Here is an 18854-nt window from a genome sequence, read left to right on the forward strand (position 1 = left end):
TGTGCTCTCAGGTCTACAGGCCCAGCGTTCACCGGGCCTGTCACTTCACACATCACTGGGACTTACGCACCCGGATGTACCACTCACATAACAGGCGTACCTGCTTCTCGGTATAACCATGCTTCATCATCCGCTCAACAAAGTCGTGATGCTTCTTCTTCTCTTCCTTGCTGGACTTGGTGTTGAAGCTGATAACAGGCAGCAGATCTTCAGTGTTGGAGAACATCTTCTTCTCAATCACTGAACGCATCTTTTCGTAGCTGAGCCACTTGGGATTATTGCCTTCATTGTTGGCCCGGGCCCGCAGCACAAAGTTCACGACTTCGTTACGGAAATCCTTCGGGTTGGCAATGCCGGCAGGCTTCTCAATTTTTTCCAGCTCTTCGTTCAGGGTTGGACGATCGAGAATATGACCGGTATCCGGATCACGGAATTCCTGGTCCTGAATCCAGAAATCGGCATAGGTGATATAGCGGTCAAAGATGTTCTGACCGTATTCAGAGTAAGACTCCAGATAAGCGGTCTGAATCTCTTTACCCAAGAACTCCACATACTTCGGAGCCAGATACTCCTTGATATAACGCATATAGCGATCATGGGTTTCCTGCGGGAACTGCTGCTGTTCAATCTCACGCTCAAGCACGTAGAGCAGGTGCACAGGGTTGGCAGCGACCTCAGACGGATCAAAGTTAAAGACCTTGGACAGCGTCTTGAAGGCGAAACGGGTGGAAAGACCTTCCATACCTTCATCAACACCTGCAGCGTCCTTGTACTCCTGCAGAGACTTGGCGTGTGGATCGGTATCTTTCAGGTTTTCACCGTCATATATCCGCATCTTGGAGAAGGAGTTGGAGTTATCCGGTTCTTTGATACGGGACAGAGTGGTGAACTGCGCCAGCATGGTCAGAGTATCCGGTGCACAGGGCGCATGTTTCAGAGAGCTGTGCTCAAGCAGCTTCTCATAAATATGAACTTCTTCACTGACACGTGTGCAATAAGGCACCTTGACGATATTCACACGGTCAATGAAGGCTTCGTTGGTCTTGTTGTTGCGGAAGGCCTGCCACTCGGATTCGTTGGAGTGAGCCAGCAGAATACCTTCATAAGGAATCGCGCCCAGACCTTCCGTACTGTTGTAGTTACCTTCCTGTGTTGCCGTCAGTAACGGGTGTAGTACCTTGATGGGTGCCTTGAACATTTCGACGAATTCCATGAGGCCCTGATTGGCACGACACAGGGCTCCTGAGAAGCTGTAGGCATCTGGATCGTCTTGAGAAAATTCTTCCAGCTGTCTGATATCGACTTTACCAACGAGGCTGGAAATATCCTGGTTGTTTTCATCACCGGGCTCCGTTTTGGCTATAGCGGTTTGGTTGAGAATACTCGGGTAGAGTTTCACAACGCGGAACTTGGAGATGTCACCTCCATACTCGTGCAGGCGCTTCACCGCCCACGGGGACATAATGTGACGCAGATAGCGACGCGGAATCCCGTACTCCTCAGTGAGGATGGCTCCGTCTTCAGTGTCATCAAACAGGCCCAGTGGTGATTCAAACACAGGGGAACCCTTGATGGCATAGAAGGGAACTTTTTCCATTAACTGCTTGAGACGCTCGGCCAGGGAGGACTTACCACCACCGACAGGTCCAAGCAGATAGAGAATTTGTTTCTTTTCTTCCAGTCCCTGGGAGGCATGACGGAAATAGGAAACAATCTGTTCGATCGCTTCTTCCATGCCATAAAATTCAGGGAATGCAGAATAACGTTTAATGACTTTGTTGGAGAAGATCCGGCTTAGACGCGGATCTCTTGAGGTATCAACCATTTCAGGTTCACCAATGGCCATCAGCATACGTTCTGCGGCATTGACATAGGCGCGGGGATCTTCCTTACACAGATCCAGATATTCCTGCAGGCTCATCTCTTCCTGCTGCGTGGAGTCGTAGCGGCTCTGATAATGATGAAACAAGGACATACACACCACCCGTTTTTAGTCGTTATTAGCGGCAGACTCATACCGGGCGAACTGGTTCCCTTACAACAGTGACCTGGGGGATGCAACAATCAGATTTTCAACATTCCCCTGCAATCCCTGTTTATCTGCCTCTCTTGCCCGGCAGACTCACTCTTGTGCCATCTCATTCTGTGTCCTCTCTCAGCCACAGAACATGGCAAGCCATTATTTTTTTTCGCTTTAACGAGGCCATACACAGAATCCTCACCAAATATACTACGGTGGTTACGTAAATTATAAAAGACTGTTTTACTGGGATTTATTATGCAATATTGAATAAGATCAGCGATAAAGTCAGTGATTTTGTCTATTAATTTACCTTCAGCCAGCGCCAAAAATATGAGTGTGTGTTCTTTATTTGTTCGGATTCAAGAGTCTGTGCTCTTAAGTCAATAACTCTCCCCATCTCCCCAGTTGAGTCGAGTTAAACTGACTGCATGGCTAAACAGGCTCCTGGCATGGTAGATAGAAATCAACGCTTCTATCAGAGTGGGTCAAACCGCCATGGGTGAAACAGCTATGAATAAAAACAGACTGCTGGTTTTTACAGACCTTGATGGAACACTTCTGGATCACAACAGCTACAGTACTGAGCCTGCATCAGAAGCTCTGGCACTTCTTGAAGAAAACAATATCCCACTGATTTTCAATACCAGCAAAACCCGGTCAGAGACCATCAAACTTCGCCGAAAACTCCACAATAACCATCCTTTTGCTACGGAAAACGGCAGTTGCCTTTCCGTACCCGACGGATACTTTCAGGGGGAAAAGAAAAAGACAGTTCATACCACTTTCTTCGGGCTGCTCTATACCCAGATACGGCAGGTGCTGGCCAGCATTCGTGCAGAGTACGGTTTTGAGTTTACTGGCTTTGGTGACATGGCTGCTAAAGAAGTCGCACACCTGACGGGGCTTTCAGCTGATGAAGCCGTTATGGCCAAAGACAGGGACTGCAGCGAACCCATTGTCTGGGCTGATACAGATGAAAATCTGGAAACATTCAAACGATTGCTGGCAGCACGAAATATGCAGCTAACAGTTGGTGGACGTTTTTACCATGTCTTCAGCGTTGGAGATAAAGGGTTGGCCGTTCACTGGCTGGCTGATTATTTCCATGCCGAGTTTCCTGATCACCATTTCATTACCATCGGACTGGGAGACGGCATTAACGATCTTCCCATGCTGAACAAAGTTGACCACCCGATTTTGGTGCGCCCAATGCATGGCAATGCACCAGATACGAGCAATATTGAGAATATTTCCATAACAGATGCACCCGGCCCTGCAGGCTGGAATAGATCGGTGATCAATCTGGTGCATGAGCTGTTGTAACCAGTTCCAGAATGTTTCAGTCATTTATCCTGTAATGTTTCTCCGTTTTTAAAAACCCGGCCTGTCTTTTGCACTTTCTGAGACTATGCTGCCAGCACTTCTGTCATAACTCTGACATTAATAGCGATAACAATCTTATGCAGATGGCAGTTTGTGGGTTGATAAATACAAGGAGAAAACGATGGGCGACTTCTATCAGAACGGTGTTATCACCAACCTGCACAACCTGCGCACAAGGAGTCTGCAGGAACTGGAACAGGAACTTGTCACTTTCTCCCGCCTGCGGCCCATGTCACTGGTTTTGCCATCACTCTATTCTGAGCTTGAGGGCCCGGCACTTGGCAATATTGTAGATGAACTCTGTGAAGTACCTTATCTGACTGAAATTGTTGTTGGACTTGATAGAGCAGATAAACAACAGTTTGAAAACGCTCGGAAGTTCTTTGGTAAGTTGCCACAGCATCATCGCATTCTCTGGAATGATGGCCCCCGCCTTCGCGAACTGGATAAGCTGCTTCAAAATGAAGGGCTCGCCCCATCACAGCCGGGCAAAGGGAGAAATGTCTGGTATTGCTACGGCTATATCCTTGCTTCAGCAAAAGCTGAAGCAGTTGCGCTACATGATTGCGATATTGTTACCTATAACAGGGAAATGCTGGCCCGGCTGTTTTACCCCGTTGCCAACCCAGCATTCAACTATACCTTCTGCAAAGGTTATTACGCCCGGGTGGCCGGGCAGAACCTGAATGGCCGGGTCAGTCGCCTCCTCGTCACACCATTGCTCCGGGCTCTGAAAAAAACAATTGGAGTCCACGATTATCTGGATTATCTCGACAGCTTCCGATATCCGCTGGCTGGTGAATTTTCCATGCGAGCCCATGTTTTCAACGATATCCGGATTCCCAGCGACTGGGGGCTGGAGATCGGCATGCTGACGGAAGTGAAACGCAACTACTCGACCCGCCGGATATGCCAGGTTGATATTGCCGACACCTACGACCACAAACACCAGCCTCTTTCCAAAGATAATCCCGAAACCGGCCTGTCCAGAATGAGCACAGACATCATCAAAGCCATGTTCCGTAAACTGGCCACAACAGGTGTTGAGTTTAATCAGGAAGCCTTCCGAACGATAAAAGCTACCTACTACCGGATAGCTCTGGATTTCATTGAAACCTATTACAACGATGGCATTATGAATGGCCTGCGGGTTGACCGGCATAGCGAAGAACAAGCTGTTGAATTGTTTGCCAAAAATATTATTGATGCAGGCTCCCAGTTCCTAGAAAGACCTATGGAAAAACCATTTATTCCCAGCTGGAACAGGGTTGTTTCAGCGATTCCTGACTTTCTGGAACGGCTTTATGATGCGATAGAACTCGATAACAGTTAAATTCAAGTCAAACTGCCGTATTATAAGCAGCCCGACCACCTATCGAAGTTCGACGTATGATGACCGGAAAGGCTGACTCCACCACGCAACAGGCACCCCGCACTTTGCGAATCGCAACCCGTAAGAGTGCACTGGCACTCTGGCAGGCTGAATATGTAAAAGGGAAGCTTGAGGAGCTGCACCCCGGCCTGACTGTAGAGCTGGTCACTATGGTCAGCCGTGGCGATAAACTGCTTGATGCCCCTCTGGCCAAGATCGGTGGCAAAGGTCTGTTTGTTAAAGAGCTGGAACATGCTCTGCTGGAAGATCGTGCCGATATTGCCGTTCACTCCATGAAAGATGTTCCTATGAGCTTTCCCGAAGGGCTTGGTCTGGAAGTGATCTGTGAGCGTGAAGACCCTCGCGATGCTTTTGTTTCCAACACCTACGCATCCCTCGATGAGCTGCCACAAGGTGCTGTTGTAGGAACCTCAAGTCTCCGCCGCCAGTGCCAGATACTGGAACACCGTCCAGACCTGACCATTAATTTCCTGCGGGGCAACGTAAACACCCGCCTGGCAAAGCTGGACGATGGTCAGTATGACGCAATTATTCTGGCTGCAGCCGGCCTTATTCGTCTGGAGTTCCAAGATCGAATTCGCCAGTTCCTGGAAACAGATGTCAGCCTTCCCGCCGGTGGCCAGGGCGCTGTTGGCATTGAGTGCTGCACCGGTGATGAGGAAATCATCAACCTGATCAAACCTCTGCATCATGAGCAGACAGCCAAGTGTGTTCTGGCAGAGCGGGCAATGAACCGCACCCTGAATGGTGGTTGTCAGGTACCAATTGCGAGTTTTGCCGAACTGGAGGGTGAACAGGTTCACCTGCGTGGCCTTGTAGGCCAGCCAGATGCAAGCTCAATTCTAAGAACTGTACAGACCTTCCCCGCTGAGCAGTATGAACAGGCAGGCATCCAGGCAGCCGAGCACCTGCTGGAACAAGGTGCCGGTGAAATTTTGGCAGCCCTTCCTCATTCCACTGCAACCAACGCTGACACAGAATGAGCAGCGGCTTCCTTGATGGGTTGAACGTTCTGGTAACACGGCCTCAACCCCAGGCTGACAAACTGGCTCGGCATCTTTCAAAACTTGGTGCTGAGCCGGTGGTCATGCCCATGGTGGAAATTGAGCCTATTTATACCCAATCATCCCTGCCACCAGATTCTCCGCTTTCTGATATCAGCCAGTTCGACAAAGTTGTTGTCGTCAGCATCCCTTCAGCTGAGCAGACTTTTTCACTCAAACCAGCAAATGCTAACAGTGCAGACTGGTTTACACCGGGGTTATCAACAGCAAAAGCACTATCCCGGTTTGGAATTGAAGCCTCCTGTCCGGAAACAGCATTTACCAGTGAAGCTTTATTAGCCCTTCCGGCATTGCAAAACATTGCCGGACAGAGGATTCTGTTACTCAAGGGTGAAGGGGGGCGAGATTTACTGGAGAATGAGCTCACAATCCGTGGAGGGAAAGTCTCTTCACTGGAGCTCTACCGACGTGTTTGCCCAAAATACGCTTCTGGCGAGTTAGAGCAGACAGTGGCAACCCGAAAGATTGGTGCTATTGTCGCGACCAGCAGTCAGATAGTGACCCATCTGCTTCACAACATGAAGTCAGAAAACACAGGGGACCTTTTGTACAATGTCCCCCTTCTGGTGCCCAGTGCCAGGGTTGCAGATTACGCCCGCACGCAAGGCTTCCAGAATGTGATTATCTGTGAAAGCGCCGGTAATCAGGATATTTCCAACGCTTTACTGCAACTGGTAAAGCAAGAATAGAATCAATGAATGGTTATGCACCCTGATGCGCTTGCCCGGGTGGCATTACCGAGTAAATAAACGAGAACGAGTGGATCAGGGTGAACGATAAGACGTCAGATCAAACTCCTTCAACCGAAGTGGTTAACCCGGAGCAAAATACCGGTACAACCGAACGGAAACAGGAACCAAAACCTCGCTCTGTCAAAAGCAAATCCGGCAATAAAACCGCTGTTCTTGCCCTGTTTTTGTCATTGGTAACTCTTGCCGGTCTTGGTGCAGCAGGATGGTTTGGTTATCAAACTTTATGGCCACAAATTGCCAAACAGAACTGGGTTAACAGCCAGCTTGAGAGTAACAAATCAGCTGTTACTGTCGGCATCAATCAGGCCTCCCGTGAATTAGCAGCCAGAACAAACGAAGTTTCCCAGCAATCTCAGCGTCTGGTTACCCGTATGGATAACCTGGATGTGCGCTTCAACCGCCTGCAGGGCGCCGACCGCAATGACTGGAAGCTGGCTGAAGCGGAATACCTGATGCGCCTGGCTAATCAGCGTCTGCTGACCATGCACGACCTCAAGAGTGCCCACACCCTCCTGGCCCAGGCTGATGAGCTTTTAGTCGCTGTTGACGAATACGGACTGTTCAATGTTCGTGCAGCACTTGCTGAGGATATTGCTGATATCAAAGCCACAGCTTCGGTTGATATTGATAAAACCTGGCTGCAGCTGAATGCACTTTCCGGCCGTATTGAGCAGCTACCTGTTCTCGCCTACCAAGGTTCAAAGGAGCCTGTTGTTTCTGAAGAACCCGCCACGGCTCCCGCTCAGCCACTTAGCTGGCAAGATAAAGCCATTCTTGCAGCGAAACAGATGTGGAACAGCTTTGCAGGTCAATTCCGTATTCGAGAAACAGGGCAGAAATCTGTTACTGAACTTCTTTCTCCCGAGCAGGAGATGTACCTGCGGCAGAACCTGCGTCTGATGTTTGAGCAGGCTCAGGTCGCCCTGCTTCAGGGTCGTGCTGATATATACCGTGCCAGCCTGCTGAATGCCCGCGACTGGCTAAGCAAGTGGTTCCTGAATGAAGGTCAGGAAATGCAATCCATGCAGGAGTCACTATCCGAGCTGGCAAACTTCCAGGTCGAGCAGCGTATTCCTGACATCAGCCGTTCCCTGGTTGCTCTCAAGGCATATATTGATGAGAAAGCCAGCCAGCGCCTGCCAGTAGAGCCTGTAGACAAAGAAGAGGAAGGAACCAGCAGCAGCGAGGCCAAGTCATGAGAAGGACGGCTCTCACTGCAATTATCATCCTGCTTCTGATTGCGGGCAGCTTTTTTGCTGCCCGTTATCTTTTTGAAGATCCGGGTTATGTTCTGATTGCCTATAACGGTTACACCGTTGAAAGCAGCCTTTGGTCTTTACTTCTTGCTCTGGTTTTTGCGGTAGTTGCTATTCGCCTGATTGCCGGGTCAGTTCGCTTGCTGATTGGCAGCGCAGGCTTGATTTACCCACTTTCGGCAAAGGCCAAACAGCGCCGTGCTCAGAAGCTGGCGAATAAAGGTCTGATTCTCTTCGCCAATGGTCACTGGCAGCAGTCCCAGAACCTTCTGGCGAAAGCCGGCGATATGGGAGCCTCACCTCTCTACAGCTACCTTGTTGCAGCCAGAGCAGCTTCTGCCAACAACGATATGGATGCCTGTAAGGAGAACTTGCGCAAAGCTGATGAAGTGGCACCTGCCGCCTATATGGCAATCGGAATTACCCAGGCTGAAGCCCAGATGACCCAGAAGCAGTGGGAACAGGCTCTGGCAACACTTCGCTCCCTGCGCAAGAAGTCACCAAAGCATCCCTACGTTCATAAACTGCTTAAACAAACTTATGAAAAACTGGGTGACTGGCAGGCTCTTGCTGATATTTTGCCGGTTCTTCGCAAGCTGAAAGTGTTGAACGGCGACGCGCTGGAAACTCTTGAACAAAAAATTTACCACGAACTCTTTGAGCAGGCCTGGAACAAAGGTCGAAACCAGAGAGATAAGACTGCCCGCGTTGCTCCTGCCAATGTGGTCTGGAACTCTCTCAGCAAAGCCCAGCGCCGCAATCATGAACTAGCTTATGGCTACGCCCGCTGCCTGTATCGTTTAGGTGCGGATGATGATGCAGAAGGCTTTATTCGCCGTAACCTGCCAGCAATTTACAGTGCACCACTGATCCGCCTTTACGGGCGACTGGACAGTGATGACAAGGGCCGCCAGTTGCTGACTGCTGAAAAGCTTTTGGCCGAACGTCCTAATGACCCAGACCTACTGCTGGCACTGGGAAGAATCTGTTCCCGTGATCAGCTTTGGGGCAAGTCCAGAGAGTATCTGGAAGCCAGTCTTCAGCTGAGACACAGCCTGGATACCTATAACGAGTTGGGCCGTTTAATGGCACAACTCGATGAGCATGAGTTGAGCTCTGGGTACTTTCAACACGGTCAGGCCCTCGCTGCCGAGGAAGAAGTCTGATTCTCACTTAACAAATCAATGCCGCTATCTTTTTGCAGAGCTAGCGGCATTTTTATACCACTTTTATAAAAACAGGAAATAATCGAATGTCACGCTTTTACCTTGGTGTTACTGCAATATTTGGTTTTCTTGCCGTTGCTCTGGGTGCTTTTGGAGCTCATATCCTCGCCGCTTCTCTTTCACCAAGAATGATGGAGGTTTGGGAGAAGGCTGTGAATTATCAAATGTTTCACACAATCGCCATTGGCCTTATAGCAGTTTTTGCTCTTCATTCACCGGGTAAATTCCTGAAATATGCGGCCCGGCTTTTCACCGCTGGTACTTTGCTATTCTCCGGGAGCCTTTATTTTCTGGTTGTTACTGGTTTCAGCAAGCTTGGGATGATTACACCACTCGGTGGAGTTGCTTTTCTTTCTGGCTGGATAATGCTGTTTGTTCATGCCATGAAATTCACCAGAAAAAACTAAGGATTTTTTCGCTCATGGCTGTTTGATCTGCTGGAGAACTTCGTATAATGCGCGCCCCAGTACTCTTTCAAATGCAGCCTTCATGACTGACACAGATACCCAACATCACCGCAAGATTAAAAGCTTCGTCCTGCGAGCTGGTCGCATGACCACAGGCCAGCAAAGAGGCTGGGATGTCATTTTTCCTCACCAGGGCCTGAAGCTGGAAAATGGCGCTCTGGATATTGAGAATACCTTTGGCCGGAAAGCTCCTCTCGTTGTTGAGATCGGCTTTGGTATGGGCCTGTCACTGGTTGAAATGGCAGGCAATGAGCTGGATAAAGACTTTATCGGCATTGAAGTCCACCGCCCTGGCGTTGGCAGCCTGATGAACGAGGCTGACAAAGCTGGCCTCTCAAACCTGCGTGCTTACTGCGATGATGCCGTAGAGGTGCTGCGTCAGTGTATCCCTGATAACAGCATCAGCCGCATGCAGGTTTACTTCCCGGACCCCTGGCACAAGAAGCGTCACAACAAACGCCGCCTGATTCAGCCTGAGTTTGTTGCTTCCATTCTCCCAAAAATGAAACCCGGTGGTGTTCTGCACCTGGCTACTGACTGGGAAAACTATGCAGAGCAGATGATGGAAGTTATGTCTGCTGCTGAAGGCTGGGAAAACCAGGCTGGAGAAAACCAGTATGCTCCGCGTCCTGATTTCCGCCCCCTGACCAAGTTTGAAAAACGCGGGCAGCGTTTAGGTCATGGAGTTTGGGATTTATTATTTGAGAAGAAATAAATCTTTCTTTAAACCCGGCTAATTGCCGGGTTTTTTATATAACAAAAACAACCACAGCCTTTTATTAAGTACTGCTTTAAAGCATTACTTAATGCTAATAACTAACAAAAATAAATATTTAAGTAATTTAATCAAAAGGTAATTAAATAATTACAGAACGATTTTTTTATTTGGTGAAATAAAAAAAAGCCTGACACCAAAGCAGAGGGGGGAGGAGGGAGGTGGTGTCAGGCTTACTATTACAACCAGAAGTCAGGGAGTAATGAAAAAGCGTGGGCAATAATAGTCCCAATTAAAATTCACGAAATCCGTACATGCACGCTACAAAATGCAACGACTACCTAGACTTTTAAATAAAATTGAGAGTGAATATTCCAATGTATATGAACTCTTAGTTCATTTTCCGCTAGAATGGCGTTCCAACGAAATAAATAGTGCTTTTTCCCATGCAACGCATTGGCATCTTTGGTTCTGCATTTGATCCGCCAACCCGCGGGCATCTTGATGTTCTGCGCCAGGCATCAACAGAGTTTGACAAAATATTGCTGGTTCCCAGTGCTGCACACGCTTTTTCGAAAAAGTCACAGCCATTTTCTATCCGAACCAGCCTGCTCGAAGCTTTCTGTAAAGATCTGGCTGATCTGCCCTGCCAGATTGAAATCTGTCTTATTGAGGCAGATCTTCTTTCCTTGAACTCAGGAAAGCCTGTTTATACTTATGACCTTTTGAAAGAACTTCAAAAGAATAATCCAAATGATGATCTTTGGTTTATTCGTGGACCAGATAATGCCACCAAAGAAACTTGGCAACGTTTTTACCGTTATCTGGATATTGAACAACAGTGGTCGATTTTCACCGCTGAAGAAAAAGTTCCGGTTCGTAGTTCAAAATTGCGTGACCTGCTTAACAACTTAAATGGTAAAGCTTGCCAACAAGAACTCTCAAATTTGGTGACCCCTTCGGTGCTGAAGCTTATAGTTGAGAAAAACTTATATCGGACATCCGCATGAACGACAATAAGTCCTTTAAATATGAAATCATAAAAGAAGAGTCTCTGTATAAAGGTTTCTTTGGAGCCATTCGGTTTCATCTTCGGCATACCCTTTTCAAAGGGGGTATGAGTTCCAGCTTTGGCAGAGAAGTTTTTATGAGAACACCTGCAGCAGGTGTTCTTCTCTATGATGATGCTCAAGACAAAGTTGTTCTTATCGAACAATTTCGAGTTGGCCCCATGGTTGCCAAAGATAATGCCTGGATGCTGGAAGTGGTAGCAGGCATAGCAGAACCCGGTGAAGATCCGGAAGAAGTCGCTATAAGAGAAGCGGTTGAAGAAGCTGGCTGTACTGTCACCAAACTCTTACCAATCAGCAGTTACTACCCATCTCCAGGGGCCTGCAATGAAATCATCCATCTCTATTGCGGTTTGACTGACAGTACTGGTGCAGGCGGAATACACGGACTTGATGAAGAAAATGAAGATATCAAAGTCCACGTCCTCTCCAGTGGCGATGCTTTAGAGCTGCTGGATCGTGGCACAATTAATAATGCGACAACAATTATTGCTCTGCAGTGGTTAAGGGAATACAGACAGAAGCAGCATCAGAACTAAAACCGGGGAGTGCAGTTCACAATGAAACCTATTCAGCATACGCTACTTGCCTTAACCTTTGCGGTTGCTGCAGGTTGCAGTTCAACACCTTACCAGAATGGTTTTCCCAGCCAGGAAAACTGGGCTGTAATGCCTGCGATATCGTTAAACTCCGAAGAGGCCGGAATTCAGTTGGAACGCATGCTGAAAGTACTTCTAGCCTCCAACGGTGTCGAAAACATCTCCCAGCCGCCTCAGACTGAGTTTGGAGATCAGTCCACCCTGATCAGCAATGCCCACAAACTGCAAAATGCTAATCAATGGGCCCAGCAACATGCTGTCAAACTTGGCATGATTGGCTCAGTTGATGAATGGAAAACCTCTTCTGATGGCCGCTTTACAGTTGGCCTCACGCTAAAATTGACTGATATTGAGACCGGTGAAGTCGTCTGGACAACCAGCGGCCAAGGTGAAGGTCGTCCGCAAGAAGACCCACTGGATGTCACCAGAAATCTGATAAATACCCTGCTTTCAACTCTGCCAATTACCGGCTCTCCAGCTGAGTCAGACTGGTTAGATTGGTTCAAATGGATTCCTGGGGTCTAACATGAATAGATATATTCAGATTATGGAAGCCTCTCATGTTTTATGGTCTCAGAGATGAAACCGGAGCAGTCGTTGCCGTTGGGGAGAAGCAGATTAGCCCAGAGTGGCAGCCAATGGAAAAGGACTCAGAGGAGGTTCGCCAGTTCTTGCAACGCCAGAACAGCAGTTCACAGGATTTGGATATTCAGTTTATTCGGGTTTTGGATGATCTGATTGAGCTTCTGATTGAAAAGCAGACGATTCAGTTTACCGAGATACCTGAACCTGCCCAGCAGAAACTACTGAAGCGCCGCTGGTATCGCCAACAGTTAAGGGGTAATGACGATACCACGCATCTTATTGATCCTGAGAAAGGCTTGCTCTGAAGTTCATTTCTGAGTTGAGTACAATTCCCAGATCTACATTCATGCTATCTAAAAGCTGGCCAGTGTTGTGCAAAATCCGGTACCGGGAATACACCTCTTCATGAACGACCTGAATAAAGTCCCGCTGGGACTGAAACAACTCATTTTCTGTATCCAGAAGATCAAGCAGTGATCTTTTGCCCAGCCTGAACTGCTGCTGGTAAGCTCTGGCAACTTCTCTGCTGGCCTGGATATGCTCTTTCAAATAGCTCACCTGACCTGCAAGGTAGATAAAGGCATCCCAAGACAGGCGAAGATCTCTGGTCACATTTCTGTAGCTGAGTTCCCGGTTGGCCCGGGCCTCTTCAACTTTCCATGCAGCTTCTCTACGGCGGGCCTGATCAGCTCCCCCGTTGTAGAGGTTATATGAGAAGTTCACTATCGCAGAAAGCTGTTCTGTACGGCCGTCTGAACTGGGGATATCTGAGCGTACATCACTCCAGCTCTGCCCAACCTCAAGGTCAACCTGAGGCAGGAAACTACTTTTCAGGGCACTTGCCTGAGATTCATATGCACGAATATCGAAGCCTGCGGCAAGGATTGACGGGTTGTTATTGCTAACCAGAGCCATGGCTTCATCAAGAGTCACCGGAAGCAGGGTTTTATCCACCCTTGGCATAACCAGAGATTTTGGCTTCCGGTTCACGGTATTAAAGAACTCTGAGCGGGCATTGGAAAGGTTATTAATCGCTGTGACCAGATTGGCACTGGCACGCGCACGGCGGCTGCGTATCTGCTCCAGGTCTGAAGTTCTGGATAAACCGCTGCCAGTGCGTTGATGTATCTGGTCAAAGATTTCGTCATGGACAACCAGATTCTCGCGTGACAACTCCACCAGCTGCTCAGATCGAATGACCTTCATATAGACTTCAGCAACCTTCAACGCGATGCTGTCCGCCCTAGAGCGCATCAGCAATGAGCGGGAGCGGGCATCCATTTCCGCCCCCTGAAGCCTGTTTTGCGTTCGAAAGCCATCAAATAACATTTGCTGGACAGATATGGCTGTATCGACCTGGCGATCTGTGGTTTTTGAATTTCCTGCCTGAAGCCGGTTGTGTTTGCGCTGCCAGCCAAAACTTCCATTGACTCCCAGCTTTGGAAGATAACCTGCCCTCTCAACATCCACGGTCTCTACGCTGGCACGATACCGGTTCATGCTGATCAACACTTCGGGATTGGTTTCGATGGTGTAGGAGATTGTTTCCTGAAGGGTGTCAGCCCCAGACTGACTGACGATAAGCAGCAGATAACTTCCCAAAAGCCCTCTGCCTGCAGCTAAACAGCGTCCCATCCATGGACCCCCTTGATTAAAAACCACACCTGATACTGGCCATTTGGAGGAAATAGATACGTCTCTGTATCACATCCCTATACGAGGCTGTTATCGGCGGCTTCAGATGATCAGTTTAGGGGATTTCGGAAACTTCTCCGGGCCGTGTTATCCTTGCGCCGGGTGATGGCCACTCTTCAGGCCAGTTCTGCTGGTTATCAAAGCTGCCCATTGGAATCATTAGCCTGGAACTTTGAACCCTGTGGGGAAAAAGGTGTCCATCCAGATGATCCAGTTCATGCAGGAAAACACGAGCCATAAATCCTCCCAGTGCCTTTTCAACCTGCACTCCATCACGGTTATAGCCCCGCACATTAACTTCCGCTGGCCGTTCAACCCACCCTCTGAAGCCCGGAACAGACAAGCACCCTTCCCAAACCCATGAGGAGTTCTCACTTGCAGATACAATTTCAGGATTTATCCAGCATTCTAACGGGTAGACTTTGGCCCAGGGATAACGGGGATTAGACTTCTCAATACCTATATTCATGACTCTCGCAGGCCAGCCTATCTGGGGAGCAGCCATTCCCACACCAGTGCAGCGTCTCTGGCTTTCAAGGAGAATACTAAGGTTATGCTGAAAGACTTCCTGGCTTATTTCATCTTTCTGAACAGGAGGTTGAATTTCAAATAAGGAGGGTTCTCCCAGTAGCAGGACATCTGGATTTTCAGGTAAACTCTTCATTATTCTCTATCCATCCCGGTTTGTGCTGCTAGGTTCTGTTGACATAAGTTTATGCGATTCAGGATAAGAGGTTGCCCTGATCAGAGAGGAGGTTAGCCAGCTGAGCAGCATTCGAGGTGCCAAAATAAGCTGAGAGATCAACACCATCCAGCACAATATTCTGGACCACCGGCCCACCAGCAGAAGTGCTGACACCAATAGTGGTATCACCACCCGCAAAGCTGAAACTGAGAAACTGATCCAGATTATCCGAAGCATTTTCTGGGAGAAGATCTCTCAGGTCCAATACATCTCCAGAACCTTTGGTTCTAAAGTCAGTTATCGTATCGGTTGCTGGAGACGCCTGAGTTCCTACATCCTCAACGCTCCAGACAAAGAAATCAGACCCATCACCACCAGTCATAGTGTCATTACCTGCACCACCTATAAACTCATCATGGTAATCCCAGCTTACTGATGAACCCGTCAGAGTATCATCCCCTGACGTACCAATTCGTGCGTGATCAATCCCTACGTAGTTGGTCGTTATACTGGAAACAGCTGGAAGGCTATCTGTCAAATTGCCTGATGCATCATATTTACTAGTGGTTGTGTGAATTTCCATCCAGACGCCTTGTAAAAAGTCACCATTTTCCATGGTGTAACTCAATCCACTGGAAAGAGCATTAAAGACATCCAGTCCTGCATTTGAGCCTGGAGTTGCTGTCCACACCAGAAGGGAACTATCGGAGGTGTTACCTGTAATGGCCCCAGATGCTGTTAACACTTCGGGAATATCAAAAACAATCCCATTATGGTGGATAATTCTTATTTCAGTAATTTTGTGAAAATCATCAGGAGTCTGTGCCAAAAAATCTACAGGCACCGCCGAGTCGGTATTAACACTCTCCATCGTGATGGAGCTGGTAAGAAGTGATGACTCTGCAACATCAACTTCATCTGTTCCATTTACATAAACTGTCAAAATACTCTGGCTTATCTGACCATTTGTGTCTGTCAGCGTATACGTAAACCGATCATTCCCAGTTTCCCCTGAAGCCAGGTTATTAGTAGCATCGAGGCGGTCATCAACCCTGTACTGATAGCTGCCATCACTTTTTATAGTGAGGATACCAAAGATTCCACGAATCGTTGTTCCGTGGCTGGTTACTGCCCGGGATGTTCCATCTGAAAGCGTTATCGCATTGACACTTTGAGGATTGGTATCGTTGTCGAGAACATTTCCAGTCATCGTCCTCATTCCAATAACGGCTCCACCTTTTGGGTGATTTTCATAGCTGACATAGCCAAGGTACTCTTCAAGGCCTCCTGTTTGTGTATTTACAGTAACAGCCTGGCCATTGAAACCTATGGCTACAAGTTCTCCATTGATAGATGCCATCGTGTGAATATCGAGTTTATTTCTCTCACTTGGGAGGGCAGTTAAAGTCAAATCGCTGCCAGTCACATCAGCTCGAATAAAATACCTGTTCTCAATAACTGTTCCCGATTCATTGTAATTAGATGACGTTAAATAAAGCGCTCCATCATGCCATGTAATATCACCAACGTACTCATTTCTATAACCGAGGTCCGCAAGACTTGCGGCAGTTGTAGCCTGACCGGTGGTTGGGTTAATTGTGCTGATGACTCCCCTTGAATCAAGCATGTAGATAGTACCGTCGGGAGAAGCTGTGATGCCTGATATCTCCCAGCTACCAGCATACAAAACGCCATGATCGCCAATTTCAGTAGCCATAAGAGTATCAGGATTGACAGTGTACAGTTTTTTGCTATCAACAGCGTATAGACTGCCAGAGGCAGACATTGCCAGATCCAAGTACCATGGTTCTGGCATTCCTTGAATCACCCCAAGATTGTGGGTAGTTCCCGTTATTATATCTATAGCTAACAAGTCACTGCTTGATGTATCACTGTCATAGCTGGCATCGAAAATAGTGGACGCTGACCAGGGAGACTCCGTGATAGTCAGGCTATCTGCATTTGCAGCCCCCTGAGCAATAACATTTACCGACAGCGTTGATCTAGAAGTGGTTGTTCCATCACTTACGGTATAGCTGAAAACGTCAGTCACTCCTCCTGAAACACCATTATTTGATGTATATGTGTAAGTTCCATCAGCTGACACTATTAACGTACCGTACTGACCGACAATTGATACAGTTCCAGAATCCGGGATACTCGTACCAGCAACTTCAGTCACTGACAGACTATCGTCATCCTGATCCCTGTCATTGCCAAGCAAGCCCGAACTTCTAACGCTATTCACTAATGCGCTTTGACCCGCTATAACTGATAGGGCATCATCTTCTGCAACAGGTGCCGTATTATCAGAAGCCTGTAGTGAAATGTTTAACGTTGAAGTAACAGTCTCTCCAGCAGCATTCTGAGCGGTATAGCTGAACTGATCAGTGATAGATCCGCTGGTGTTTCCCAGCACTCGTGCCTCAAAGTCCCCAATAGAACGGTTATAAACTCTGACATTGTCTATCAAACCATCAAAGCCAAACGATCCTGTATGATTACCATCGTGAAACCTGAATGTACTGTTACTACTTCCCCCGATGTGTAAATCCCCGTTATGGTCATCCAGAGTCTGCCCTGGCGCCTGCCCCAGTCGGGTTCCATCCAGCCAGGCAACCATGGTTTCCTGATGACCATCTAACGACAGGGTAATATTGTGCCAATCCCCAGCATTGAAACTGGAAATATCAGCACTGAAAAAATGTCCGCTCCATCCTGAACCATTGTAAGCTCCGGCATAAAGAGTTCCGTCATGAATATATATGACTAATCCTGTGGTTTGATTACCTTCCTGAAAAAGAACCTGACGGCCACCTTGACCAGTTTGAGATTCAAGTTGAAAAGAAAGGCTGACTGAGCGTTCCTCAATACCTCCATCATTAGGGACATTCAGCTCGACTGACTGTTCTACTGAAATGCGGCCATCAAGGGTATTTCCAGTAATTCCTCCACCAACCACCTTGGAACGGGAACCAAGCAAACCGATATTATTGGTGCTATCCATCCCTGATCGATCATCAACAACTCGGCTGGCATTGCTCTGGTTAAAATCCCAAAACGCAACCAGATCGCTGTACAAATCAATATCAAAAGCAGAATAGCTATAGCTCCCATCTGCTTGAATTGTAAGTGTTCCAAAGTCCCCTTGTATTGTTGCACTGCCGTCATCAGCTAAAGGGACATTTCCAATATGTTTGATAACAAGGCCTTCCCCGATATCATTCGAAAGAATACCCGTCTGTTGATTAAGGATCTTTCCATACCTTGCCCAACTACTATCACTGATAGCCTGAAAAAAACTGTCTGTATTTAGAAACGATGAGGACAGCGTTTGAACCTGGCTTCCCAGAATAAATGTACCTGGGTTCGAATAGGCACCCTGCGGTTGGAAACCACTATAAAGGCTGTTGGATGAGGTGGTTGATGCAAGCGGTTCAACAATGTTTTTTTCAACATCTGACTGAACATTTGATGTTGGCGCACCAGAATTATCCAGCCCTAATCCTTCTCTTTGCAGGCTGTGAGTTTTTCCAAAACTACTCAGATCTTGGAGACTACCTCCTTCTTGAGATTCATTTTTTGAGTCATTTAAATCTGATGTAAAAATTTCATCAGAGCTCCTTCTAAGAAGGCTGGTTTCAATGGAAGTATTTTCCTGAAAATCAGAAGGTTTCTGCAATGAAGAGTTAAGCGATTTTGTTTTCTCAGATAGATTATCAAACCCGGGAAGCTGAAAGTTACTCCCGGAAGGCAGTCGAAGAACTTCTCCAGAAGGAAGTATCAGAGAAGCGTTGCTATTTAGCCCGGTACGAATCAACTGCTGGGGCTCTATATCATCCCCAGCCTGAATGATTCTGACAGAGCCATCAGGCTCTATTAGTTCAACATGACCATTTACATCAAGAACCTTTGCCATCGCTTATCTGCATCCCATCAGG

16 protein-coding genes are annotated in these 18854 nt (G+C 47.8%); 12 read left to right on the forward strand and 4 right to left on the reverse strand.

Annotated elements, in window-relative coordinates; genetic code table 11:
• Positions 1-52: 52 nt before the first annotated feature.
• On the reverse strand, positions 53-1975 hold the full coding sequence (locus tag M3P05_RS00210; RefSeq protein ID WP_249697209.1) for a PrkA family serine protein kinase: 1923 nt from the start codon (positions 1973-1975) through the stop codon (positions 53-55).
• A 558-nt stretch (positions 1976-2533) separates the two neighbouring features.
• Here M3P05_RS00210 and M3P05_RS00215 point away from each other — a divergent pair.
• The 12 genes from M3P05_RS00215 (at position 2534) to M3P05_RS00270 (ending at position 12838) form a co-directional block, all read left to right on the forward strand.
• On the forward strand, positions 2534-3346 hold the full coding sequence (locus M3P05_RS00215; protein ID WP_249697210.1) for an HAD-IIB family hydrolase: 813 nt from the start codon (positions 2534-2536) through the stop codon (positions 3344-3346).
• 181 nt (positions 3347-3527) lie between these two features.
• A complete protein-coding gene (locus tag M3P05_RS00220; protein WP_249697211.1) occupies positions 3528-4739 on the forward strand; it encodes a glycosyltransferase family protein in 1212 nt (403 codons plus the stop codon).
• A gap of 56 nt (positions 4740-4795) precedes the next feature.
• A complete protein-coding gene (hemC, locus tag M3P05_RS00225; RefSeq protein WP_249697212.1) occupies positions 4796-5782 on the forward strand; it encodes a hydroxymethylbilane synthase in 987 nt (328 codons plus the stop codon).
• A complete protein-coding gene (locus M3P05_RS00230) occupies positions 5779-6552 on the forward strand; it encodes a uroporphyrinogen-III synthase (protein ID WP_249697213.1) in 774 nt (257 codons plus the stop codon). Before hemC ends, M3P05_RS00230 begins: the two co-directional genes overlap by 4 nt.
• Positions 6553-6632: 80 nt before the next feature.
• Positions 6633-7814, forward strand: a complete 1182-nt coding sequence (locus tag M3P05_RS00235) for a uroporphyrinogen-III C-methyltransferase (protein ID WP_249697214.1) — start codon at positions 6633-6635, stop codon at positions 7812-7814.
• Positions 7811-9037 (forward strand): heme biosynthesis HemY N-terminal domain-containing protein, encoded by a 1227-nt coding sequence (locus M3P05_RS00240; RefSeq protein WP_249697215.1) that lies wholly within the window; start codon positions 7811-7813, stop codon positions 9035-9037. The genes M3P05_RS00235 and M3P05_RS00240 overlap by 4 nt, the downstream gene beginning before the upstream one ends.
• 86 nt (positions 9038-9123) lie before the next feature.
• Entirely contained in the window at positions 9124-9504 is a 381-nt protein-coding gene (locus M3P05_RS00245) for a DUF423 domain-containing protein (RefSeq protein WP_249697216.1), read from the forward strand.
• Between the two features lie 82 nt (positions 9505-9586).
• Positions 9587-10279: a tRNA (guanosine(46)-N7)-methyltransferase TrmB gene (trmB, locus tag M3P05_RS00250; protein ID WP_249697217.1), complete on the forward strand. Its 693-nt coding sequence runs from the start codon at positions 9587-9589 to the stop codon at positions 10277-10279.
• Between the two features lie 446 nt (positions 10280-10725).
• The gene (locus tag M3P05_RS00255) at positions 10726-11289 is read left to right on the forward strand and encodes an adenylyltransferase/cytidyltransferase family protein (RefSeq protein WP_249697218.1); all 564 of its coding nucleotides are present in this window, start codon (positions 10726-10728) and stop codon (positions 11287-11289) included.
• Positions 11286-11888 carry an NUDIX domain-containing protein gene (locus M3P05_RS00260; RefSeq protein ID WP_249697219.1) on the forward strand — a complete coding sequence of 201 codons (603 nt, stop codon included), beginning with the start codon at positions 11286-11288 and terminating at the stop codon, positions 11886-11888. Before M3P05_RS00255 ends, M3P05_RS00260 begins: the two co-directional genes overlap by 4 nt.
• Before the next feature lie 21 nt (positions 11889-11909).
• Positions 11910-12473, forward strand: a complete 564-nt coding sequence (locus M3P05_RS00265; RefSeq protein WP_249697220.1) for a hypothetical protein — start codon at positions 11910-11912, stop codon at positions 12471-12473.
• A gap of 35 nt (positions 12474-12508) precedes the next feature.
• The gene (locus tag M3P05_RS00270) at positions 12509-12838 is read left to right on the forward strand and encodes a hypothetical protein (RefSeq protein ID WP_249697221.1); all 330 of its coding nucleotides are present in this window, start codon (positions 12509-12511) and stop codon (positions 12836-12838) included.
• Here M3P05_RS00270 and M3P05_RS00275 read toward each other — a convergent pair.
• From M3P05_RS00275 to M3P05_RS00285, 3 genes are all read right to left on the reverse strand, one after another.
• Complete coding sequence (locus tag M3P05_RS00275) at positions 12810-14168, reverse strand: TolC family outer membrane protein (protein ID WP_249697222.1); 1359 nt, start codon at positions 14166-14168, stop codon at positions 12810-12812. The two genes, M3P05_RS00270 and M3P05_RS00275, sit on opposite strands and share 29 nt — an antisense overlap.
• Positions 14169-14283: 115 nt before the next feature.
• Positions 14284-14892 (reverse strand): peptide deformylase, encoded by a 609-nt coding sequence (gene def, locus M3P05_RS00280; protein ID WP_249697223.1) that lies wholly within the window; start codon positions 14890-14892, stop codon positions 14284-14286.
• A gap of 58 nt (positions 14893-14950) precedes the next feature.
• Positions 14951-18832, reverse strand: a complete 3882-nt coding sequence (locus M3P05_RS00285) for a VCBS domain-containing protein (RefSeq protein WP_249697224.1) — start codon at positions 18830-18832, stop codon at positions 14951-14953.
• Between the last annotated feature and the right edge of the window lie 22 nt (positions 18833-18854).

It is taken from the genome of Parendozoicomonas callyspongiae (genome assembly GCF_023502345.1).
GTDB classification, from domain to species: Bacteria; Pseudomonadota; Gammaproteobacteria; order Pseudomonadales; family Endozoicomonadaceae; genus Sansalvadorimonas; species Sansalvadorimonas callyspongiae.